Genomic DNA, 23,704 nt, shown 5'->3' with positions numbered 1-23,704 from the left:
CTTCAGATAATGTCAGGATGACAAGAAGAATCAGAATTCGTTGTCAGTTAAACGATAACTTAAGGCCTCGGCGATATGCTGAGGTTTTATGTTGAGTTCCCGTTCTAAATCGGCAATCGTGCGGGCTACTTTCAGGGTGCGGCTATAAGCCCGGCCGGATAAGTTCATTTTATCAACCGCGTGGCGGAGCAAACTGTGTCCCTCTTCATCTAAGGCACAAAATTGCTTGAGCTCTTCGGTGTTCATTTCGGAATTGTTGGTAGTGGGGGAGTTCCCAAATCTTTCAGCCTGAATCCCCTGCGCTGAAATTATTCTTTCTCGAATAGCAAAAGAACTTTCGGCATTAGGGTTGGTGGTAAGTTTGTCGTAACTTAAACGGGGGACTTGAATATGCAGATCGATCCGGTCTAGCATCGGCCCCGAAATCTTCTTTTGGTAATTATGGATTTGGCCGGCGCTGCAGGTACAGGATTTTTGGGGATCGCCAAAATAACCGCAGGGACACGGGTTTTGAGCAGCCACCAGCATAAAATTGGCCGGAAACGAAGTGCTTTGGTTAGCCCGGGAAATATGCACGATCTTGTCTTCCATGGGTTGGCGCAGAACATCCAAAACTTGGCGAGTGAATTCCGGGAGTTCATCTAGAAATAAGACACCTTTGTGGGCCAGAGAAATCTCGCCGGGTTTTGGCCAATTACCTCCGCCGGTGACGGCCACCGCCGAAGCGGTGTGGTGAGGGCTGCGGAAAGGCCTCTGCAGGATCAGAGAGCTATTATTAGCCAAATAACCGGTTACACTGTAAATCTTAGTTACTTCCAGCATCTCCGGGACTGTCAGAGGCGGGAGAATGGTAGTTAGCGCTTTGGCGAGCATAGTTTTGCCACTACCCGGTGGCCCTGACATCAGCAGGTTGTGTTCACAATATTAGCAGGTATCCGAATGTTTAGTGTCAGCAGTTTATCTATTAATTCTCCTTTTTCTACTAATAACCTGATTATTTTTTGTTTTTCTTCAGCATCATGATCTACCAGTTCTAGACCAGCTCGCAACTTGCTTCTTAGTTGTTCCACTGATCGGGTAGCATTGATTCTAATATCTGGCGGATTTAGCTCATTGTGCCTAGTATTAGATTTACCCAACTCAGATATTTTTTGTTTGATTTTATTGGCTTCTTCCTTGTATTTTGGCAAAGATATAGCCCCATCTCTATATGCCGAGAATATTCTTTCGTCTTGCATGGTAAGTTTTTTAATTTCTTTATCAGTTGATATCGGGGTAGGCAATTTTACACTCCCTTGTTTCTTTGCCCAATTTCTGTATTTATCGATCTTAGATTCTAGCAATTCGGGTTCCAGAATCATTCTTTTAATGGATTCCCATGCCTTATTATCAACTTCATTAGATCGGATAGAGTGTGCATTACAGGTTTTAGTCAACGGGAAGTCTTTATCCCGTGAATTGCACCTGTAATAGGGCTTATCATGCATGGGGCACCCTACAAACAAGGAGCCACATTGGCAATATAATAGCTTTGCTAGTAGATAGCTATGTTTAGTGTTTCTCTTCGCAAAAACCTTATTATTCTTTATTATCAGTTGAACTCGATTAAACTGTTCATCTGAAATTATTCGGCATTGAGGGACTGGTATCTGTATCCACTCGGTTCTATCCCTAAGCCGGCGACCATTCTTCTTTTGTCTTTTATATTTATTAGCATCTTTTGGCGAATGCGGCTCAACTGCCTCGTATTTGTTGTAAAAGGCTATGCCAATGTATTCTGTTCTTTTTAGTATTCTCAAGACAGAGCTGCGTGCCCATTTAGTGTTGCCCTCCCTGGGCGGTATATTATTTTCTGTTAGCCACCTAACTATCTGTCTCGCGCTGTAACCCTTCTGATCAACCAAATTGAATATTCTCTTTACGACATTGGTTTCCTTCAGATTAATTTTATAGAAGCCGTATGCGTTGTTGTCTTTATCCCTTTTTATATAGTCGTAGCCATAAGGGGGGATGCCACCCAATATAAGCTTCATGTTTTCTACCTTATTACGTTTGCCTCGTCTGGTCCGGTCTAAGATGACCTCTCTTTCATATTCGGCGAAAGCACTCATCATATTGATCATGAGATTGCCGTTGGCATCATGGTTGTTATTTGGGAGTTTCCTAAAAATAATTTGTTTCCCCTTATTCTCTAGATCACGCCTGATAGCTATAATATGGCCAATATCACGGGCTAATCTGTCGACATCGTTTACTAATACCGCCTCAAACAATGATTTGTCGGCATCATCTCTCATTCTGTCTAACGCTGGGCGGTCCAATAGACTACCACTCCAGCCGTCATCTAAATACTCATTAGACACCAGAAAATTATTTTCTTGTGCGTATTTCCTGAGCTCGTTGAGCTGAGATTGAATTGTATGACCTTCTCTTTGCTCATCAGTAGAAACTCGAGCGTATATAGCCACTTTTTGTTGATTTTCCATATTCATATAATTATTAATATTATTTACCAGAAAGGGCAACCCGTTGGACATAGCTCTTGCGAGACTAAACAGGTTGCCCCCTCTAGTGCGAAACTAAAAGCCCCGCAAATTAACTATGTCCATACTTAAGATATTATTATGCGCAATGATTGTCAACTTTATTAAAAGTTAGTTTGTCTTTAAGCTGATCTTTAATTATTTTAGTTTTTTCCCATTGTGCATCATCTAAAATATGTAAATCTGGATTAACTATTTTATTTTTCCCACATTCGCAAATACCACGTGCTTCGTGCCATTCCCCATATTTGCACTTCCGTTCGCCGTTTTTGCGCCGAGTGCGGTCTTCCATATCTTGAGGCCGTAAAATGGCAACGATATCAGCTGTGTTTATCGTGCGGTCATCCATTTGAATATACTGTCGACCCGTATTGTTTTCTAGCAAATTTTGTAATTTTTCAGCGCGGTCTTTATCAACCCATACTTCAAAATCACCTCGCAAACAAATGCACATCTGCTGATTAGCTAATTCTGTGCTCATATCCTTATCCCTTTCTTACTTTTATAACTATTAAATGACTCTATTTTGTTAAACCAAGCGGTTAATCGCTTTCTAATCTCAAAGGTTGGTTTAGTTTGCCAGAGTTGCTTATTGCCGGAGGGGCTGAGCTCAGTCCAGTAGGAAATAAACTTGGCAATCTCGGCACTGGCAATAGGTTGGGGTATACCTTTAGCAACTAGCTCATTTATGAGCTGAGTTTGAGTATCCTGGTTACTAAAGAAGTTTGTAGTTACATCTAAGGGAGTGGGAGCGTTAGCGACTGTTTGCCTCTCTCTATTTTCTTTAATTCTTATATTCTTATATTCTTGTTTAGTGGTTAGCTGCTGGTTAACTGATGGTTGATTGCTGGTTAGTTTGCTGGTTGATTTATCCTCTTCGTGGTGTTGATATTTATCCCAGCTACAGATAGAAACCAGACTCTTTTTACTATCAAATTTGGTGGTTATTCTGTTGGTTGATTTTAGGTAGTTAAGTGCAGTTCTGATGTTTTGCTCTGTCAGACCGGTTTCTTTGGCTAAATATTTTCTGCCGGTGACACATTCACCATTCTTTAAGTAGTATTGGCTTCCATCAAAAATAACACTGATCCCGTTATCGCCAGCATTAGTCTTTAAGAGCAGGTATGTAAACACTCGGAAGGCGTTCTGATGTTGCCAAAGATCACTATCCAGTGATTTTCTATAAAGTTTTATCCACCCTCTGTACATTTTTTCTAATATTAATAATTCTCTTGTCTTTGATTAACTCGAGCAGTAGATCGAATGCTTGGAATAGTACTCTGTCACTTTCTTCGGGAGTGATTATTTGACTGATTTGGCAATCAATATCCAGATTGTCTTTAATTGGCTCCGCCATAAGAGTTTCTTATTCTACTTTTTAGCATCTTAGTGTTGTTAAACAGGGTTCTGGCCTTGACTTCCAAGGTATCTGCCCAGTAATTTTCTTCTGCTTGGTTCAGTTCTGGGGTCCTAGTGAACACGAAAAGTACTTGGCTGGGGTTGGTGTTATCAAATCCGGCCAACTCAAATCCGGCGCTCATAAGCGCGGTGCAGCATCCCAGATCGTGGGTATACAGATAATTTTTAGGATTGTTTAATTCAAATGTCATATAATTTTGAACATAAAAAAAGAGGTCGCCAATCAACTCTCTTGGAGTTAATTAGCAGCCTCTTTTTTACGCTACTTTCAGCGGGCTTCTAAGTCCCGCGGGTGACTTCTTGTCTTCTTTTCTATATAAGAAAGAGCTATCTAACTATTTTTATTATACCATTAATTTGTGCTCTAGACAAGTAATCAACCACAAACTATGCCGTCTGGGATTGATTAAATTATTCCTAGTGTTAAGATGGGGGCGTAAGAGTAATTATTATATGAAGAAACTAAATACAGCGTATAGCTGTCGGGTCATCATAACTGTGGTTATGCTGCTTTTGGTTCTTTTGGCAAGCCCAAATGTTGTTGAAGCTAGACAAGGGTGTTGTTCTCGCCACAGTGGCGTATGTGGTTGCGAGTGCTGTGATGGAACACCATTATCTAGCACCTGTGCTCCGTATTATCCAGAATGTAATCAGCCAATAACTCGGGAAATACCGTCTGCTTACCAGCCTCCGAAAGTAGAAGAGCAAACAACTCAATCTTTAACTCCATCTAACAATATAAGCATACTTGGGACTAATGTTCTTATTCTTGACGAAGATGGTATGTTGCCGCGCAAGGATAGCTCTTCGAATACTGGAGTTGTCGCAGCGACTATTGCAGGGGTTGGGTTAGGTGGATGGGGTTTATATAAATTGATAAAAGCTATAAAAAAGTAAGGAATGAATAAATCTGACAGCAAGGTAAAAAACTATCCAGCTATTATAGCTATAATTATGCTACTCCTAGCCCCTCTAGCGTGGCCTTACGGGTACTACATGCTACTGAAATGGGTAGTGTGCAGTATAGCCGTTTATTACGCCTATACGCTATACGATGCTAAGAAGTTAACTGGTTGGCTATGGACGCTAGTCATCATAGCCATACTATTTAACCCGCTTGTACCCATTTATCTAAACGACAAAGGGCTGTGGGGCTCTATTGATGTAGTTGTAGCCATCTTGTTTGTTGGGTTAGTAATAATCACTAAGAAAGATACGAGCTGATCGTTGGCTAGTATTAATTAAAGAAATAATATGAAATTATCCGAAGGTGTACTGGTTGGTGTCGCTACATTTCTGGGGGTTATAAACCCTATTCTATCGTGGGGCGGCGGTCTGGTTGCTGGCATTTGGCTTTTGATTGAGGGTCAGTGGCCGATTGTTCTTTTCGGCATACTAATCATGTTTATAGATACTTGGGTTTATTCTTTAATAACACTTCCTATACAGTTATTGTTAGGTGGGATAACATTAGCCTGTAAACGTATTAAATGGTTGATGTGGTCATTCTTAACCTTAAGTGTTTTATTTACAAACACAGTAATAGTGGGATGGTCATTACTGTTTATAATTATGGCAGATTCATTATCGGGCGGTGACGGGTTAATTTGGCCATTACTTATTGGGGGCTATTGTATTGCAACTGGTTTATTTACTTCTTTGGCTCAAAAAGAAAGTAGAGATAATGAGGCCGCATTATTTGGAGTAATGCTATCAGAGTTAAGCTATGTTTTATTGGTTACTGTCAGATTAGTTCTTGGAGCAGAATGGGTTATTGTGGTTGCCATAGTGCTCATTTTACTGTGGACGCCACTATCATTGAGTTGGAGCAGCGGTGCTATTAATAATGAGTTTGAAGCGGATAATAACCTAAGTCATGAATAAAGATTGGACAAGAATCAGTAAGGATCTTGGCGTGGCTGTAATACCAGAGGCGTTCAAGTCCTCATATGACTTACCCGATTTGTATGGCGGCATGATTGGCAGTCCAGAAAGTAATCAAGTTGCTATATTGGTAGGAATCAAAGAGAGGGAGGTGTTGTTTATTGAAGCATTGTGTTGCCTTTTGCATTTGATAGATAGGACAATTTTTCAGAAAATTGGTGTCTATGACCGGCAATTATTCATGGATGCCATAATTGATTATATTATTGAAGACTTACCGCAAAAGATCAAAGTTAGATTAAGTGACTCATTCGCCAAATCATTTATAGAGTCTTATCGCCAGAGGCAAAATGAATATAAAGATTGTAATGAAGGCGTAGATGACCCGTCAAATAATATTTATTTAGTTTATGGTAAGAAAATATCAGAATCATCAAATCTAGGGAATAATGCAGCTATGATTTATCTAGCCAGTCAATTTATGATAACCTTGGTCGAACATACGCGGAAATTGTTAGATAAAAGCGGGGTCTTTAACTAAATAGTGTTAGAGCATTTTGTATCAAATAAGTTATTGTATTTCACAAACCTAATCAAAACATTATGGCAATTACTGACTTAAAATTAGACCAATACATGGAAGAAATGTTGACGCAACTTAAGCAGTGGGAAGTCGCTGCTGTTGAGATAGACGGAGTCAAGAAGAGGTTTGAGGGTGGCAAACATAAGATGTCTCTAGAAAAGATCAACTATTGCCTAGACAAATACATAAAATCTGAATTGGATTATCTGACATCAGGTTATCGCGGATTGGGTCGCTTAACCGATAATCAGCCACGTCTTGCAGCATATTACAGAAGTTATTTTTCGAAGATGGATGGTAATGAAATCTCTGAGATGGGTGAGTTAATCACAAAGATCATCATGAAGGCATTTATGTATCCTTTCACATTTATGACGGGATCTATCATGAACCATTCCAGCACTGTCAGTGGTCAACAATTGTATGAAAAATGGGTGCCACAGATATACACACTCGATTGGAATATGCTTGGAGATAATACATTAAGAGGTCTAACAAACATCACTAATTTGGACTATCAGAAAATGGAGGTTTTCTTCAAGAAAAAAAACATAACACCCGACCTTAGAGGTGAAGACAAGTTGCCCAGTATCTTCGTTGGTTATCTAGCAGCCGGTATGATGCTATTTGCCTCAGACCATTTCCAGTCCTAAGGTATAGGGAAATAGGGTACCTACCATAAAAAATAAATAAATCCTGTGCGGGGTACGGGCATAAAGAGCCCCACCCTAGGTTAAAACATTGCTAAATAATCTGTTGTTTAAATAACACCCAATTTCTAAACATAACGTTACCATAACTATTTTATATCGTTTTCATGGTGTTCCCCTGGTATTATTAGGTGTATTAGTCTGATAATTAAAAAACTTATTTATATCGGTATGGGTGGAAAAACATACGTCTTCATTGATGCCTCTAATCTTTTTTATGGTGGGAAAAAGAGTCTAGGATGGACAGTTGATTATGAGAAACTCTTCATATACCTGCAGCAAAAATATCAAGCCGAAAAGATTTATTATTTTGGTGGCGTAGAAACATTCAATTACCAACACGATTATCTCGGTTGTGAATCAGTGGATTTGAAAGGATTAAAAATAGAGCTCTATAGTAAAATGAGTTATGCGGCTGACATTTTAGTATCTGTACCTGCAAATAACTTAGCTGCAAAGGAAAAGCTAAAAGAAAATATCACCAATTATATATCCGAATGTCAGGCCCAACACAAAGATGTCCAACAGACTGCAATGGCATGCAGTAAAAGATTTAATTGTGAATTTGATGCTCAAAAGATTAAATCATTCGAAGAGCTCAGGAGTGCTTATCAAAAAACTAAATTTTATTTGAAACTACAGAATTTTGGGTATTTATTGGTGGTAAAACCTGTTAAATTCTATCCGCAACAAGACGGCACAGTTACCAGAAAGGCAAATTGCGATGTAGACCTGACATTCTATTTAATGAAGGAGAAGGATAATTACAAGAGAGCCGTTGTATTAGCAGGTGACGGGGATTATCTACCAGTCTTAAAATATCTTAAAGACCTTGAGTATGAGGTAATTATTTTGGCTCGTTCGCATAATACTGCTCAAGAAATCAAGAAATTTGCTGGGAGTAATTTTAGAGATTTCATAATGCTAAAAAAGGACCTTGAACAAATTGAGGAGTCTCAATCTATCAAAAGAAGCGGACATACGAAATATCCGCTTCAGGTTTAGTAACTAGATTATATCGTTCTCCAATCAGAATGTCAATCAGTATGCTTAGGGGTTTGAAGTCGGAATCAAATCTTGATTCTTATCTTAAATCTGGGCATATTGTCTACATTGTGCCCATAACTTGAGAATATTGTGCCGGCCGGCAGCAGCGATTTCCAAGGCTCGCTTGGCTTGTTCTTGCCCGGAAATATCTTTCATATCGGTCGCGAAAGATTGTTCCAACAACGACGGGTCCACGGCAGTTTGCGGGTGGGCTGGAATATTAATTTCTTTACGCAAATGAGCCACCAGTTGCTTTAAATTTTTGACCGGAATAATTTCTATTTCATCGATCAGAGAAGCCTCTAAAGCATTTTCGGCGGGTAGATAAATAGTTTTAATGTGCAGATCCTTAGCCATAGAGGCGAACAGGATCGCTCCGTTGATGGGGCGAATATTCCCGTCCAACGCTAATTCGCCAAAGAACACCGCACTATCCGGTTTATAAATTTGTTCTGAGGCTAACATAATCCCCACTGCAATCGGCAGATCATAAGCTGGTCCTTCTTTGCGCAAATCGGCTGGAGCTAAATTAACGGTAATCTTGCGATTGGGGAATTGCACATTACTGTTCCTGATAGCTGATTTTACTCGCTCTTTAGCTTCTTCCACGGCTTTGTCCGGGAGTCCCACTATCAGAAAACCTGGCAGACCATTGCTGATATCCACTTCCGTATCCACTAAAGTGGCGGAGAGTCCTACAATTGCCGCGCTATTTATTTTTGCCAGAGCCATACTTTGACTATAACAAAAAGGCGGGTCACTGTGAGGATCCGCCAGTCGGGAGCAAACCCAGTCTATACTGGGAAGAGCTCCTCAATCCGGTCAAGAATGGCAAACCATTCTTGCACTGTGATAGTTTGGGGAGGATTGGTCCGATGATAGGTGCCAGAGAGTAGTTCAGTGGCTCGAGGGTAGTTAATATCGCTATCGGTATCACTGCCCAGGTAGAGTCCTCTTGTCCAGCCAGACTTGCGAGTGAATGTTTTAGGGAGGTTGAGTTTCCCTAACTTTTCACAGATCTGTTTTGCAAGCATCTCGTGTTCTTCAGGCAAAATAGTGATCGCCGCTGTAGTCATAGTAGCCTCCTTAGGTGCGCCCTTTTTTCGGGTATATTTTATTATACTGCTATTCGGCAGCTGCGGGGTTGAGCTTATCGGATAATTTGATGAGATATTCTTTTATCTTGGTTTGATCGATCTCGTCACTTAATTTAGGTTGCCAGCCGGCATTGATCGGCACAATAGTGTGATCAAATGTGCCGTCAGGTTTTAAAGTAAATTCCACAGCAAAACTGTGTTGGGTCCAATAATCAAATGGTTGCCAAAAGGCAAAGTTCCCCAGCGAATAAAAAATTATCCCGTTATTGTAATTTTCAATCCCCTCTGGCACATGGGGATGGTGGCCGATCACAATATTAGCTCCGGCATTAATCACTTTATGGGCAAAATCGATTTGAGTAGATGACGGAGTGGCGGCATATTCAACACCGCGATGCATCGAAACGATGATCCAATCCACCCCACCCATCCCCCCATCGGTAAAGGGAGGTGCAGGAGGGGTTCTTAATTGTTTGATAGCCTCAATCAAGCGGTCATCATCTGCCCAGGCTACATAATCTTTTGCTCCCGCTTTTTCGTAACCGTTTAAAATGGCAGTAACGGCGAACCAAGCGATTTTTTGATTGCGCACTTCCATAATCACCGGATGATAGAGATTCTCTGTGGTTCTACTAGCTCCAATATATTTAATCGGAGTCCGATCCAAGTTATCCATCGTTTCGAATAGCCGATCTTTGCCATAATCCCACATATGATTGTTGGCGAGAGAAACGATATCAAAACCGGCATTATTTAGGCTGTCGGCTCCGGCGGGTGGCCCGGCAAAGCGATATTCATTAGTGGGAGATTGAGTTTCCCCATCCAAATCAGCCAATTGGCTTTCTAAATTACCAAAAGTGATGTCAGCTGATTTTAAATAATCAGCAATATTAATAAAAGGATAATCAATCTCACCGGCCAAGATCTTTTGGCCAGTTTGTCGTCCCAAATTAATATCTCCGACCGCAATGATTTTGACAGGTTGTTCAGTCGGAGTATTGGTTTGGTTAACGCTAGGAGCCGGTTTATCAATAAAATTGACCAAGGCGTACAAAATGAAGATTACACCTAAACCGAGATAGATTTTATCCTGTATTTTCATAGGCTTATTGTATCGCTAGATCTTGGGAAGGGGAATGATACCCAAAATTTCCAGTAGATTCTCTAAGATTTGTTTGACGCTGGCGACTAAATGCAAACGGAAGTTCTTAGTTTCAGGATCAGCTGATAGAACTGGGTTTTTTTCGTAGAACTTAGCAAATTGGCTAGCCAAAGCAAAGGCGTAGTCAGTGAGTAGTGAAGGATCTAATTCCGTTTCAGCGGCCCGCAAAGCACCCGGATATTCTTCGATTGCTTTGAGTAATCCTTTAGTCTCCAACGACAACCCCGCCGGTATATTCAATTTCTGGCTAAGTGGTCGCCATTGTTCCACTTTATTCAAGATATTACAACTTCTAGCATAAGCATATTGGAGGTAAACGCCGGTATTGCCGTCAGTCCTTAATGCTTCGTCAAAATCAAAAATAATTTCCGTGTGGAGCCGGTTGCGGAGCATATAATAGCGTAAGGTTGAGGAAGCTAAATTTTGTACATCGGTGGGGAGGAGATTGGGATTAACAGCGGCAATTTTTTCTTCGATCTTATCCATCAAATCATCAATCTTAACTCCAATACCTTCCCGGCCGGACATAGCATACTCGGTTTTGTCCACCTCCGGTCTAATACCTAACTCTTTCACAGCTCCCAATGAAAGCTTGACCACATTGTAGTCTAGGTGGATGGAATTATTCGCAGCATCGGCATACCCTAACTTAGTTAGAGTTTCTTTGATCACTTCCTGCGGATAACTTTGCCTGACATCAATTACGTTAATAACTTTATTGGGTTTCTGGAAATGCCGTTCAGCCGGTTCCAGATTCTCAATTCCCAAAGTTCCGCCAGCGGTGGTAAGTAATGGTTCATTATTCCACTGGCGAGTACGGACAAAATATTCAAAATCAATCGGGAGTAAGCCGAATTTCCAAAGTTGATAAGCCAGATCTTTAGCGGTGTAGGTAGCCACCCCGTCGCTTTTGACCAAGATTTTATGTTCGCGATCAGTGGAACCAAATTCCACAATCCAGGCCCCTTTATTGACTCCGCGCCAAGGCTGTTTGATTAACTTCTTTTGTTTTAATTTCTCGAATACAGTTGGCCAGAGCCCGAGATCGATGATGTCTCTTTCCCAAACTAAAAGATTGTAGGCAATGTTGAGCCGAGACATAGTTTGTAGATGGCGATCGACCACTTGGTTGGCTATCTCCAAGGCTTTTTGGGCAGTTTCATTATTGCCTTCCTCGGTGAGCTTGAGAATCTCTTTGCGGCGGGCAACCAATTTCTCGTCCACTTCGTACATTCTGTGGATTTTGGTGTAGATATTCCAGCAATAGTAATCAAACGGTTCGCTGCCTTGTTTATCGGGTAGATTCTCCATTGCCACTAAAATATCAGCCACTTGGGCGCCAGTGTCATCAATATAGTTTTGTACCTCGACTTGGTAGCCAGTAGTGCGCAAAATATTGGCCACAGTATCACCCAAACAGGCATTGCGCAAATTGCCGACATGGGCAGCTTTATTAGGGTTGATAGCCGTGTGTTCCACTAGAACTTTGCCTTTATCTTCCCGCCATGTGCCGTATTCATGTTTTTGAGTTAGAATCTTCTGGATCAGATGTTCGCTTAAAGAAGAAAAATCAACCAAAAAATTAACATAACCGGGAGCGGTGGTAGTTATATCTTTAATAAAACCTAAAGATTGGGTTTGCAGGTGGGTTTGCAGCTTTTGGGCGATCGACATAGGCGACTCCTGCGCTATTTTTGCTAGAGTCAAAGGTAGGGCAGTAGAAAAATCCCCGAATTCCGGCGAGGGAGGTGCCACGACATCAAAACCGGGCAATTCAATTATTGGCCATAAGGCGATGGCCGCTTCTTGAACTGCTGCATGGAGTTTTTCCGCGATAGTCATACACCTATTGTATCGTCATCTGGACATCTCTCCAATTCGTCATTTTAGTGCCTCCTTCCGTCATCCTGAATTTATTTCAGGATCTCCATCACTGATATTCTTTATTAACTTAAGCAACAATAGTGCAAGAGATGCTGAAACCCAGCCGACGCCGAGGCTATGGTGGGCTGGTGTAAGTTCAATAATGACGGTAGAAGTGGTAGATTGTTACTTGAGTAACTTGAGGAGTTCGGCGGTGGTGACTAATTTTACTTCCGACTCGGTGCGGCGCTTCAGCTCAATTTTTCCGGCAGTTTTACGGCTTACGGTGGCGCGGTAGGGAATACCGATCAAATCGGCATCGGCAAATTTTTCTCCGGGTGAAACATCCCGATCATCATAAAATACTTCAATACCCTTGCCGACCAATTTCTCGTAAATAGCGTCAGCTTTTTTATTTTTATCAATGCTAATTAAATGCAATTTAAACGGCGCAATATTTTCCGGCCAGATCATGCCGCGGCTATCATTACTAGCTTCAATTACCGATGCCATTAACCGCTCCAACCCAATCCCATAACTTCCCATCACGACCGGTTTTTGTTGATTGTTTTCATCAGTGTATATCAATTTCATCGGGATGCTGTATTTGGTGCCCAGTTTGAAAATATTACCGGACTCAATCCCGCGTTTAAATTCACAATTAGTGCTGCCGCATTTCTTACAGCTGACATTGGGTTCGTCCGCTCCTTCTTTCATAATACCTAATACTTCTGCATTCACGGCACAGCCGCAATCTTTACAGATAACAATCTTATCTTCTCCGCTCGGCGTGATCATCATAAATTCATGAGCGCCGGAGCCGCCCATAGCGCCGGTAGATGATTCTATCATCACAGTTTCGACACCCACTCTCTGGAAGATATTATTATAAGCGCCAATAAATTTTTGATAAACCGCATCCAATCCGGCTTCGTCGCGGTCGAAAGAATAAGCATCTTGCATAGTAAACTCTTTGGTGCGAATTAATCCACCTCTCGCCCGAGCTTCGTCGCGCACTTTGGTTTGAATTTGCCCGACTAATTTCGGCAGATCTTTGTAAGACGAAATGATTGCTTTGGCCGCATCGGTCACCACTTCTTCGTGAGTCATAGCCAGGACAAAATCTTCATCCGAGCGATTCTTTATCTTCCAAAGTTCTGGCCCAACTTCACTAAACCGGCCGGTTTCTTTCCACACTCTAGCGGGGTGCACTACCGGCATGACCATATCTTCCACACCAATTTTATGCAGCTCGTCCATAATGATGTTGTAGATCTTTAGATAAACCTTAAAACCCAGCGGGAGCAGTGAATAAAATCCGGCACCGAGGGGGTGAATAAACCCGCCGCGGAGCAAAAGTCGGTGCGAAATTGTCTCCGCTTCTTTCGGCGCTTCCTTGTTGGTTTTAATAAAACTTTGCGAATACCTCATATCCTCATGATAGCATAACCACTAATTCCGCTGATTGGGGACGGATTACACTGATTCCGTGGGTCCAGTTGGCGGAAAGCCGGAATAATGGGAAAATAGGAATGATCATCGGGGTGTAGCCCAGCAGCTAAGGCGCCGCGTTTGGGACGCGGAGATCGGAGGTGCAAGTCCTCTCACCCCGACCACAAATACATACCGTCATTCTGGCAAATTTGCCCGTGGCAAATGCGTCCAGAATCTTTATACAATAGACTTATGATTAAAGGCGGATTTACATATATTGTAGGAAGTTACAAGTTGACTTTGTATACAGGAGTGACAAATAATCTAATACGCAGAGTTTATGAACATAAGCATAATTTAATTCCAGGCTTTACGGCTAAATATAAATGCCATAGACTACTTTATTACGAAACTTTTGATTTCATAGAGCAAGCTATTATTTGAGAAAAACAAATTAAGAATCTCAACAGAGCAGACAAAATCCGCTTAGTAAAAATAATCAATCCTGATTTAAAAGATTTGTACTCAAAGATTCTGGACAAGCCAGAATGACGAAGTAGGGAAATGTCTAAAATAAAAGTTGAGAAAAATGGGGATAAAATATTTGCATATAGTTTGAGTTGCTTATATATTAAAGTTGTTGCAAATATTTATTTTATTTTGGCTCACAAAATTTATTAGCAGTATGCCCGGGTTGCATAAAAAACAAATATAATTTTTATAGGAACTTCACGCCAGTGGGGCTCTTGACAGTTGTGTTATCCGGTGGATTAATAGGCTAGCCAACAGAACTTTCGCCACCGCTACAGAGAGATGTCGGCGGGGGCTCCAACAGATGAAGTCCAAGGGCTGAAAAACAGTCAAAAATCCGTCTTTCTGGTCTTGGGTTCATAGGAAAGAAGACGCTTTACAAAGATGGAAAATAGTGGTATAATAAGATAATAAAGTAAAAACAGCTCGCAGAACTAAAGAAACACTCAAATAAATGGCTACTAAGCAAACAATCTTAAATAGGGCGGAAAATCAAGTGCGGCAACAGCTGTTTGGCGGTATTCTTTTGGCGGTTGCTGGGTTGATGATTATGACCACCTTTGGCTTAGTCAAAGCTGTGGGCGATGTTACTAATTTGTCTTTCAATGTGACAGCCGGTTCTTTTACGCTTGAAAATGCTCCTTTAGCAATAAACTTTGCTTCCCAAGCCTTTGGCATAGGTAACAACATTACTGGTGATACAGAGATTGATGGTTTGGTAGCTACGGATTATCGCGGCAACTCGCAAGCCTGGGGAGTAACAATCAATTCGTCTAACTTTACCGGGGATGAGATTGCTGCTTCTGCCTTGAATTGTTATGCGGAAGCGGGTATTATTAGCAACTTGCAGAATGCTGATACTAATCAAGTAGCGAAGGGCACCAATGGTACTTTGGATAGAACTGGAATTACTCTATTCAATGGTTCTACGGCTGCCTCGGGGAGATTTAATTACGATAATGGGTTTATCAACTTGACGGTTGACGGTACAGATCCTGCCGGTGCTTATACTGCCACACTCGTTTATACGTTGGCATAAATATCTAACCATAGTTAATTGTAATTATTTGATGCGTTCTAAAGGGGCGCTTTTTTAATATCTGCAAATTCATTACAATAGATGTGTGAAGAAACGCACAGCCAAAAGCAAAAAAGTTCTCGTTAGTAAAACTAAGCGCGGTTTTGCGATCTGGCTGACTCGTTTCAAAAAAATCAAACCGCAGAGTTTGTTTGATTCAGTTATGGCACGATCGGATAATTATTGGTTAGGGGTGATGGCGCTAGGGGTTATTATTAGCCGATGGATTGGCAAATCGGAATATTTGTTTAGCACTGATTCGGCTTTGTATGCCTTGGCTTTGGATCATTATGATATCAGTATGCACCAGCCTCATCCACCGGGTTACGCTTTATATATATTATTTGCCAAGGGGTTTTACTTATTAATACAGGATGCCAACTTAGCGTTAGTCATAGTCAGTATTATTTTTTCAGTACTGGCTTTTTACGCTGTGTTTTATTTAGCCAAGTTAATTTACGGAAGAAAAGTGGCTTGGTTAAGTACTATTATGTTAATAACAGGCCCCTTATTTTGGTTTTATGGCCAGGTGGCGCTCAATTATGCTTGTGATGCTTTCTTCTCGGCTTGGGCGGGGATATATTTATATCGTGCAGCTACTGACACCAAAAATTACAAGGCGCTTCTGTGGGCAAGTTTGATCTTGGCTATCGGCGGGGGATTCCGGCCCACCCTGATCATCTTTATGGTTCCGTTGTGGTTGTGGACAATTTGGCGCCAACGCAGCTGGCGAGGGCTGCTTATTAATATATCTATTATGTTAGGGGGGACACTCGCATGGCTGTTCCCAGCCATGTGGCTGAGCGGCGGATTGCTTGAATTCTGGCAAGCCTTAAGCAGTATTTTATTAGGGAAAGCTGGTCTGTATAGTTTTACAGTATTCGACCAGGGTTTGGCCAAATTGGCGTGGTATGCGAAACTGATCTGGAATAATTTATTGCTTAATTTTGGGTTAGCTACTTTTGTCACTATAACTTACCTGGCTTCTTGGTTAGCTCCACGGGCCGGTGAGCGGAAGTTGAATCTGCTTAATCTCTGGTTTTGGTGTCTCTGGGTTATTCCAGCGATGCTGTTTTATCTATTGATAGTATTTACCATTCCCGGATATCTTTTGGTGGTACTGCCCGCTCTAACTATCCTGGTAGCGGTAGCTACCATAGGTTTAATTGAATCGTTGGTAGCGGCCTATCATGTTAAGACCAGTCAATCATTATTGATAACTTCTTTGATAACAGTGTTAGCTATTAGTATAGCTGGGTTCAATATTTTTACTTATGTTAAGCCAAGCGCCACTGTCGCTATGCAAAAGAGTACTTATCCCGTGATTGAAGTAAATAACAGACTTTGGCGAAATGTGATTCCGGCTATTCGCAATAAGTTTAATCCGCAAAGTTCCTTGATTGCCTTAGAATCGCCATTTCTCAATTGGGGATTTCCTCAATTTGAGTATTATTTACCGGAGTATCCGGTATATATCCATACCACTTGGGGAGTATATAATCCGGATAACAAAAAATGGATGTTGGCTTATAGGCACCAGTGGTCTTTGGTAGATTGGCTGGAAATATTGCCCACCGATGAATCTATGATCATCATCCGTAATAAGTGGAATATTCCCACCGGAGCATACTCTAAATTAGCATTAGGGGACGGTGTGGGTTATTTGGCTTACTATGATTTAGGCGTCCCTGGTATTCGCGAATTATTAAATGGTATAACTGATGTCAAGGTTAAAGGGCTCGCGCCCATCACAAAAGAAGAATAAACCAATTTCCAAGATAAGGACGGACAAAATTGTCTGGTGGTTCAGCGGGTTAATTTTACTATTGGTTACAGTTGTGCTGATGCGTCCCCCAACCGATCCGGATTTGGGTTGGCATTTGCGCAACGGGGCAGATATTCTTCGCCTTGGAGTGCCTCGAGGTGATCTTTATTCTTATACTATGTTTGGTTACCCGTGGATCTCTCACGAGTGGCTCACAGATGTGGGGTTATATTTGAGCAATCATTATTTAGGATTTTGGTGGTTGTCGGCGCTGTTTGCCGGACTGGTAGCTGCCGCTTATTTATTGGCAGCCCGAGTTTCTAAAGCACGGTGGGAAGTGGTTATCTTTATGACATTAGTGGCGGCTTTAGTCGCCTTGCCGATCGTAGGCATTCGGGCCCAGGTGATCACGCTAGTAGGGTTGGCTGCCACGCTCTATTATTTATTCAGTTGGTATTATGAGCCCAAGAACCATCGGATTTATTGGTTGATACCTTTAATGCTAATTTGGGTTAATTTACATGGAGGATTTGTTGCCGGATTATTGCTCTCTGGAGTATTTTTATTTTTGGCAACAAGCAAAACTATTTGGCAGCACTATTCTAAAAAAGCATTGATCGGGCCTATCCTGACCACTCGCCAATTAATTGAATTAGGGATAGTGATTGTCTTGATGGCAGGGGTTACCTTAATTAATCCATATACTTGGCGCGTGTATGATGAAATTATTCGGACTGTGTTTAATCCGGCCGTACTCAAGGGTATTTCAGAATGGAATCCGGTCCAGTGGTCTAATCCGCAAAGCCAGAATCTGATTATTTACACAGTTTGTTTGCTGGTCTTACTTCCATGGACCTGGCGGAAATTGGATGTTGTTAAACTTGGTTTAGCGTTAGTTTTTTTTGTCATAGCTATCGCTAGCTGGCGTAATTTGCCGTTTTTCCCGTTGATTGCTTTACCCTTGCTAGTGGAAATGATTGACCAACTGTTTCCGAAAGGAATTCACTATTATTTGCGCAGCCGGTGGCTGATATTAGCGTTAATGCCTATCATTATATATATAGGCTATCTAAGGTACCAAGAGATAATGCCTTATACTCATGATCCCTCGGCATGGGGCAGTATCGCTAATTATCCCTATCAAGCCGTACAGTATATCAAAGAAAATCACCCTGCGGGCAAATTGTTTAATGAATATAATTGGGGGGGGTATTTGGTTTGGCAGCTGCCGGAGAAACAAGTGTTTATTGATGGGCGGATGGCGGTTTGGCAGACACCCGAACAGGACATATTTGCTGATTATTTAGTAGTCGGCAAGAATCAAGAAGCCACCCCGGAAATACTTGGTCGCTATGATGTGGGGTTAGCGCTGGTGTTTGCGAATCGGACATCAAAAGATTACTTTATGGCGCATCCGGAGGAGTGGAAATTATTGTATAGCGATAAGATTGCGATGATTTTCGAGCGCTCTGACCTCAAAAGCATTACTAATTAGAATTATCAGATGATATACTGATAAATATGGAGGGAATGCGTTCAACATCAACAATTTATCGTTTTGGGTTGGTGCTTCTGGCTGTGATTATACTCAATTTAGCGCCAGCGCGAATTTTAGCGATTGAGGGAAATGGCGTCAGTGTCTTTCCAGCCGCAACGAATGAATACCCTGGTATCCGGTCGTGGTTTGTATACGAAGCAGAGCCGGGCAAAGAGATCAAAGACAAAGTATTAATTAAAAATCATAGCAATAGCACGGTTACCTTAAAAGTGGCTGTGTTGGATGGAGCAGTCACCAAAGACGGCGGCTATACTTTAGTGGGAGGCGTGGAAGAAAACAAAGATGTGGGGACTTGGTCAACTTTAAGCCGCAATAGCGTAACTTTGCCTCCCCAAAGCCAACAAACCATAGATTTGACCGTGAAAGTGCCATTAGATGCGGATGTTGGAAGCCACCCTGGCGGGGTAGTGATTTGGGAAGACAAGACCGCCACTGCCGGTGCGACAAAAAGTGCCGGCCAGTTGTCGGTAGTCACTCGCGTGGCAGCTCGGTTATATCTGACTGTTCCGGGAGATATCATCAGAAAACTGAGAATAGAAAATGTCCACCACACTATTTACAAGGATGTGCTGTATTTTCAGATGACGATGCACAATGATGGCAATGTCCAGTTGACTCCGAAAGCAGATGTGAAGTTGCGGGGGATTTTTGGTTCTGCGGGAGAACAGTTAAAATCTCAATTTGGGATGATCCTGCGGGGAGGCACGATCCAAGCTAAAATCCCTTGGCAAAAGCATCCGCCTAAGTTTGGCCGGTTTGTGGCTGATTTCCGGATCCATTATGGTGAAGAGGACTTTAAAGGTGAGTATGTCAAAGACGAATACCAAGATATTCAGTATGTCTTTTGGTTGATTCCATGGCTGACCATGCTCTGGTGGCTGATCGGACTAGCTCTCTTATTGCTGATACGCAAATTCTGGCTGTGGATCGTGATCCGCCAAAGGTTGAATACTAAAACCAAAGAGCACACTGTGAAAAAAGGCGAAACCTTAACGACGATTGCCGGTATTTATAATATAGATCCGAAAAAAATTGCCAAATTTAATTTATTAAAATGGCCATATGATCTATTGGTGGGAGATATCTTGCTTATCCCGCAAGGACAAATGACTAAAGTCGAACAAAAAGCGCAATCTAGTGCAGATAAGGAGGCTTTACGTCGCGGGGTAGAAGAACCTATAGGGAAATGGTTTAAAAATATTTTCAGGCACCGCCCTAATTCCAGTGGTCGTCATGCTGAATTTACGCCAGTCCTCCGAAACTCGGAGAGCGAAGGATGGATTTCAGCATCTCCAAGGAAGATTCTGTCTGCCCGGCCAGGGAAACGAGCCCGCCTTGACTCGCGTCAAGCGAGGCAGGTTCAGGATGAAGGAAGTATGGTTGATCTGGAGCCAGTGATTGCGGAGGTGGGGGACACCGTTAAAACTGTGGCGGAATTTGCCGAGGTAAGCGCCAAGGAAATCATTGCGATCAATAAATTGAAATGGCCATATAAGTTGCAGGCAGGACAGGAATTATTTATCCCGGTTCCTCCAGTAATGGCAATTAAAAAATCGTCTGGCGCGAGTAGATTAGCGGCTAAAAAAACCGTGAAGCGCCGGCCACCCAAACGATCAAAATAATTGACGATAATTATCTTGTTTCGTCATGCTGAATTTATTTCAGCATCTCTAAGTTAATGTCCCTCAAACGACAGCGCAAGAGATCCTGAAACGAGTTCAGGATGACGGAATTGGAGGCCAGTATGATGAAAAAAAGAATTTTCTTGAATGAGCAGATTAACGAAAACTAAACATCACCAATCGTTAAAACGGAAGATTTTTCGTCCCACTCTACTCCGCCGGGTGGCGTGGTTGATGATGGCGGTTTTTTTGACGACGAATATTTGGGTGGATACGGATTTAGTTGGCCACCCGCAGGAAGTAACGCCAACACCAAAAGCTAATGCCCAGGCCACCACTCAAACCACTTTTTATTTCAAAAACGATACTGCTACTGCCAGCACTTATTATGATATTACCGGGCCGAACAATGAGGAAAGCACTGATACTGCTGAAGTGACTGAAGCTGGCGCCACCACTGCTATAGCGCAACACCCAGTTTTTGGAGCACTGGTTCCTGGCGTAGCTACTGATAGCGTGCAGGCGAGCAGCACGGTCGATGCTAATGCTGACTTAGTGTGGTATCGTACTTTTATTATGCCGCTCGCAGCCGACACTACTTTTACTAGTGCTACAACATTCCAGATCGGGGCCTCTTTTGATGAAAGTTCCGGTAACGCCAATGCCATGGCCAGAGCCTTTGTCTATGTGTATGATGGCGACGAGAATCCTTCGGCCAATGTCAAAACTTTGGCCGGTCCCGGCCAGGACACAACCGAAATAGGGACTAGCAATGAGGGTATTCTGATCAGCACAACCGAAATGGGTAATGTAGTGGGGGCGGGAACGCCTTATACTACCGACACTGATGACTATCTGGCGGTGGAAATTTGGGTCAACTTCAACAATACCCGGACGACGGCCTATACCTGCACTTTCATGTGGGGCGGGAATACGGCGGTGGCAACTGGAACCGGCAACGCTTCTCCGGCCAGCTACATCACCGTCAATAATACTATCGTAGACACTTTTGATCCGCTCTATTTCCGGGAAACTAATGTAGACCATGAGCCCACTAACACCACTAGCATAGAATCCGCTCCCGAAGGAGGCACACTAGACAGTCGCCGGATGCAAACAGGTGCCGGTAGTAGCGCCGAAACCAACTCCCAGGCCGCCACAGCTAGCGGTGAATGGTTATTTAATATATTTACCTCTCCTCCGCTGGCGGCCCAGACCATCCCCGCTAGTAGTAATTTTATCATCAAGATGTGCGGTAACGAGAGTAATATCAGTGCCAACGCTTTTTTCCGATATGCCATTTACACTTGGGATCCGGACGACACGATTGGAGACACTATTGTGGGAGTGACCCAAGTTTCAGGGGCTGCTAACGAGTGGGCCGTGGCCACGACCGACAATCAAGTTGAAATAGTTGTTAATAATGGCGCCGGAGCCATTACCATCTCAGCTGGTGAGCGATTAGTTATAGAGATGAATGAATATATAGTTAATACCTATACGGTCAATCACTACTTTGGTGGTGCCAATACCCCCAGCACTTCTCCTAGAAACAGCGCCATTATCCCTCCGCTGAACTCCAATCGAGCGCCTCTGCAGTACCAAGCGGCGACTTACACTGAAAGCGATTATCAATTTGACGAAGATGATGATGATGAAACTCATATAGCTTGGACTAATGGAAACGGTGGTGCCATCGACCCCCATACTGCCGCCGCCTTTAATGCAGGGGTTAACTTTCGCCTGCGCATCCAGATTGAGAACGCTGGAGGGGAACCAGATGTCCTGCAACCAAAAATAGAATATCAAGTTAGCTCACCGCCCGGCGCTTGGGTGGAAATTACTACTTCCGCCGCTCCGATTAAAATTATCGCCTCTGCTCAATTTACCGAACCCACTGCTACTACCAGACAATTAACTGATCAGACCAGCTCCGGCTATGATTTTGTAGCTGGGCAGATGGAAGAGGATTCTAGTCCGGCGAGAGATACCACAATGGGGTTGTGGAATTTTACCGAATACGAATGGTCGTTGGTCGGCGCCGGCTCCACCCAAACCTACAATATCCGCGCTAATGACAATGGCAGTGCTTTTGCTACCTATACATATACTCCCCAGATAACTATAACTGGTTATACCCCGGAAATAAATAACTGGCGCTGGTATGCGGATGAAGCCGATGCTTCGCCAGACGAAGCCGATGCCTATGCAGCAGAAAATACAGCCCCCCCGCAAATAGAAAATGGCAAATCCATTCCGTATAAACTACGAGTTAACCTGACCGAGACCGGTGGGATAGCGGAAAATGATAGTCGGAAAGTGTTGAAATATACTATCAGTCTAAATGAACCGATAATATGGGTTCCAGTGGGGAGTATTGCAGATGGTACTCGCCAATGGCGCTTTTATGACGGTGGAGGAACAGATGGAGATAAAATACCATCAAAAGTGTTGTCTGATTCTCATGCCACCAATTTAGGTACACATAACGAAGCGAGTTCTACCGGCCAAACCAATTCCGATCACCCGGCCAGTACGACAGTGGAATGGGAATTTTGTATTGAGCATTATAGTGTTCTCAATGATACTGACACTACTTATTACTTTGGTCTCTATGATGAAGTATTAGCGGCAAGTATTCCTTTGGCTAGCGGCAAAAGTTATCCCAGCTTGAAAGTTGCCGATGCATATGCTTTGACAATCAGTTCTCCTTCATCAGTGGCTTTAGGAAATTACCAATTCGGCAGCGGCGCTTATCATGAATATGACTTTGTAGGAGGGGAGGAAATTACCGTGAGAGACAACCGAGGCCAAACCAGCGGCAATAGCACCGGTTGGGATTGCACAGCTACAGTGACCACCGAATTCAACACCTGCGCTACAGGGACCCTGGGGAATATCAGCTTCATTGGAGGTGGGCTTAATGATATGAGCCATAATAATACCTATGAGGGGTGTTCGGTAGAAACCTTTACGATTCAGGTTGCCAATACGATTAGTAGCCCTGACACATTCGGTTGGTCCAGTGACTTAGGCGGGTCTGGCAGTGGTGATATGTCCACCGATTGGGTAGAACTGCAACATGGAGTGGCAGTTAAATGGGCTGCGGTAGACGGCCATTTTACGGGCAATGTATGGCAGTTTACTAGTGTGCCGGGCAGCCAAACTGTTATTGCCGATTCCAGTACCTATTGGATTAGCGATGTGATTACTGGGTTATTTGCCGCTCCGACCACTAACATTTCTACCCAGTCGGGAGATTATATGGGAAGTGCGGTAACTGCTGCTTCGGTAGCCGGCAGTAGCAAAGATGGTTTAGGCGGATTTACCTTACTACCAACTCTCCGGATCTATAATATTGCTCAAGTAGGTGCATATACCGGAAGTATTACTCTGACCCTGATCTGA

General features: G+C 42.7%; 23 protein-coding genes and 1 tRNA gene. 13 read left to right on the top strand and 11 right to left on the bottom strand.

Features of this window, described 5'->3' with window-relative positions:
- Positions 1-30: 30 nt before the first annotated feature.
- The 6 genes from WC805_03840 to WC805_03815 all read right to left on the bottom strand — a co-directional run bounded on the left by WC805_03840 (position 31) and on the right by WC805_03815 (position 4,153).
- Complete coding sequence (locus WC805_03840; protein MFA5967608.1) at positions 31-903, bottom strand: YifB family Mg chelatase-like AAA ATPase; 873 nt, start codon at positions 901-903, stop codon at positions 31-33.
- Positions 903-2,492 carry a recombinase family protein gene (locus WC805_03835; GenBank protein MFA5967607.1) on the bottom strand — a complete coding sequence of 530 codons (1,590 nt, stop codon included), beginning with the start codon at positions 2,490-2,492 and terminating at the stop codon, positions 903-905. Before WC805_03835 ends, WC805_03840 begins: the two co-directional genes overlap by 1 nt.
- A 130-nt stretch (positions 2,493-2,622) precedes the next feature.
- Positions 2,623-3,024, bottom strand: coding sequence for a hypothetical protein (locus tag WC805_03830; GenBank protein MFA5967606.1), 402 nt, complete (start codon positions 3,022-3,024; stop codon positions 2,623-2,625).
- Positions 3,021-3,752, bottom strand: a complete 732-nt coding sequence (locus tag WC805_03825; GenBank protein MFA5967605.1) for a hypothetical protein — start codon at positions 3,750-3,752, stop codon at positions 3,021-3,023. Before WC805_03825 ends, WC805_03830 begins: the two co-directional genes overlap by 4 nt.
- Complete coding sequence (locus WC805_03820; GenBank protein ID MFA5967604.1) at positions 3,724-3,900, bottom strand: hypothetical protein; 177 nt, start codon at positions 3,898-3,900, stop codon at positions 3,724-3,726. The genes WC805_03825 and WC805_03820 overlap by 29 nt, the downstream gene beginning before the upstream one ends.
- Positions 3,884-4,153 carry a DUF5659 domain-containing protein gene (locus WC805_03815; GenBank protein ID MFA5967603.1) on the bottom strand — a complete coding sequence of 90 codons (270 nt, stop codon included), beginning with the start codon at positions 4,151-4,153 and terminating at the stop codon, positions 3,884-3,886. The genes WC805_03820 and WC805_03815 overlap by 17 nt, the downstream gene beginning before the upstream one ends.
- 262 nt (positions 4,154-4,415) lie before the next feature.
- On the opposite strand from WC805_03815, the gene WC805_03810 reads away from it, so the two are divergent.
- From WC805_03810 to WC805_03785, 6 genes are all read left to right on the top strand, one after another.
- Positions 4,416-4,859: a hypothetical protein gene (locus tag WC805_03810; protein ID MFA5967602.1), complete on the top strand. Its 444-nt coding sequence runs from the start codon at positions 4,416-4,418 to the stop codon at positions 4,857-4,859.
- 3 nt (positions 4,860-4,862) lie between these two features.
- Entirely contained in the window at positions 4,863-5,186 is a 324-nt protein-coding gene (locus WC805_03805) for a DUF6804 family protein (protein ID MFA5967601.1), read from the top strand.
- Between the two features lie 30 nt (positions 5,187-5,216).
- Entirely contained in the window at positions 5,217-5,846 is a 630-nt protein-coding gene (locus tag WC805_03800; protein ID MFA5967600.1) for a hypothetical protein, read from the top strand.
- Entirely contained in the window at positions 5,839-6,387 is a 549-nt protein-coding gene (locus WC805_03795) for a hypothetical protein (protein MFA5967599.1), read from the top strand. The genes WC805_03800 and WC805_03795 overlap by 8 nt, the downstream gene beginning before the upstream one ends.
- A gap of 62 nt (positions 6,388-6,449) precedes the next feature.
- On the top strand, positions 6,450-7,082 hold the full coding sequence (locus WC805_03790) for a hypothetical protein (protein MFA5967598.1): 633 nt from the start codon (positions 6,450-6,452) through the stop codon (positions 7,080-7,082).
- 228 nt (positions 7,083-7,310) lie between these two features.
- Positions 7,311-8,144, top strand: coding sequence for an NYN domain-containing protein (locus tag WC805_03785; protein ID MFA5967597.1), 834 nt, complete (start codon positions 7,311-7,313; stop codon positions 8,142-8,144).
- A gap of 84 nt (positions 8,145-8,228) precedes the next feature.
- Here the strand turns inward: WC805_03785 and WC805_03780 are convergent, their stop codons facing one another.
- The 5 genes from WC805_03780 to WC805_03760 form a co-directional block, all read right to left on the bottom strand.
- Positions 8,229-8,918, bottom strand: a complete 690-nt coding sequence (locus WC805_03780) for a magnesium chelatase domain-containing protein (protein MFA5967596.1) — start codon at positions 8,916-8,918, stop codon at positions 8,229-8,231.
- Between the two features lie 62 nt (positions 8,919-8,980).
- Positions 8,981-9,262 (bottom strand): hypothetical protein, encoded by a 282-nt coding sequence (locus WC805_03775; protein ID MFA5967595.1) that lies wholly within the window; start codon positions 9,260-9,262, stop codon positions 8,981-8,983.
- Between the two features lie 49 nt (positions 9,263-9,311).
- Entirely contained in the window at positions 9,312-10,385 is a 1,074-nt protein-coding gene (locus WC805_03770; GenBank protein MFA5967594.1) for a CapA family protein, read from the bottom strand.
- Positions 10,386-10,400: 15 nt separating this feature from the next.
- Positions 10,401-12,287 (bottom strand): arginine--tRNA ligase, encoded by a 1,887-nt coding sequence (gene argS / locus WC805_03765; protein MFA5967593.1) that lies wholly within the window; start codon positions 12,285-12,287, stop codon positions 10,401-10,403.
- A 207-nt stretch (positions 12,288-12,494) separates the two neighbouring features.
- Complete coding sequence (locus tag WC805_03760) at positions 12,495-13,739, bottom strand: aminoacyl--tRNA ligase-related protein (GenBank protein ID MFA5967592.1); 1,245 nt, start codon at positions 13,737-13,739, stop codon at positions 12,495-12,497.
- Between the two features lie 109 nt (positions 13,740-13,848).
- On the opposite strand from WC805_03760, the gene WC805_03755 reads away from it, so the two are divergent.
- The 7 genes from WC805_03755 (at position 13,849) to WC805_03725 (ending at position 23,704) form a co-directional block, all read left to right on the top strand.
- Positions 13,849-13,924 (top strand) — tRNA-Pro (locus WC805_03755).
- Between the two features lie 40 nt (positions 13,925-13,964).
- The gene (locus WC805_03750; GenBank protein MFA5967591.1) at positions 13,965-14,186 is read left to right on the top strand and encodes a GIY-YIG nuclease family protein; all 222 of its coding nucleotides are present in this window, start codon (positions 13,965-13,967) and stop codon (positions 14,184-14,186) included.
- Between the two features lie 541 nt (positions 14,187-14,727).
- Positions 14,728-15,312, top strand: coding sequence for a hypothetical protein (locus WC805_03745; GenBank protein MFA5967590.1), 585 nt, complete (start codon positions 14,728-14,730; stop codon positions 15,310-15,312).
- A gap of 85 nt (positions 15,313-15,397) precedes the next feature.
- On the top strand, positions 15,398-17,116 hold the full coding sequence (locus WC805_03740) for a glycosyltransferase family 39 protein (GenBank protein MFA5967589.1): 1,719 nt from the start codon (positions 15,398-15,400) through the stop codon (positions 17,114-17,116).
- Positions 17,073-18,611 carry a hypothetical protein gene (locus WC805_03735; GenBank protein MFA5967588.1) on the top strand — a complete coding sequence of 513 codons (1,539 nt, stop codon included), beginning with the start codon at positions 17,073-17,075 and terminating at the stop codon, positions 18,609-18,611. The genes WC805_03740 and WC805_03735 overlap by 44 nt, the downstream gene beginning before the upstream one ends.
- A gap of 35 nt (positions 18,612-18,646) precedes the next feature.
- Positions 18,647-20,296: a LysM peptidoglycan-binding domain-containing protein gene (locus WC805_03730; protein ID MFA5967587.1), complete on the top strand. Its 1,650-nt coding sequence runs from the start codon at positions 18,647-18,649 to the stop codon at positions 20,294-20,296.
- 147 nt (positions 20,297-20,443) lie between these two features.
- Complete coding sequence (locus WC805_03725; protein MFA5967586.1) at positions 20,444-23,704, top strand: hypothetical protein; 3,261 nt, start codon at positions 20,444-20,446, stop codon at positions 23,702-23,704.

It is taken from the genome of Patescibacteria group bacterium, from assembly GCA_041659905.1.
Classification (GTDB): domain Bacteria; phylum Patescibacteriota; class Kazan-3B-28; order Kazan-3B-28; family UBA10110; genus UBA10110.
Note: the sequence above shows the minus strand (reverse complement) of the source record. Positions and strands in the feature narration are given on the sequence as shown.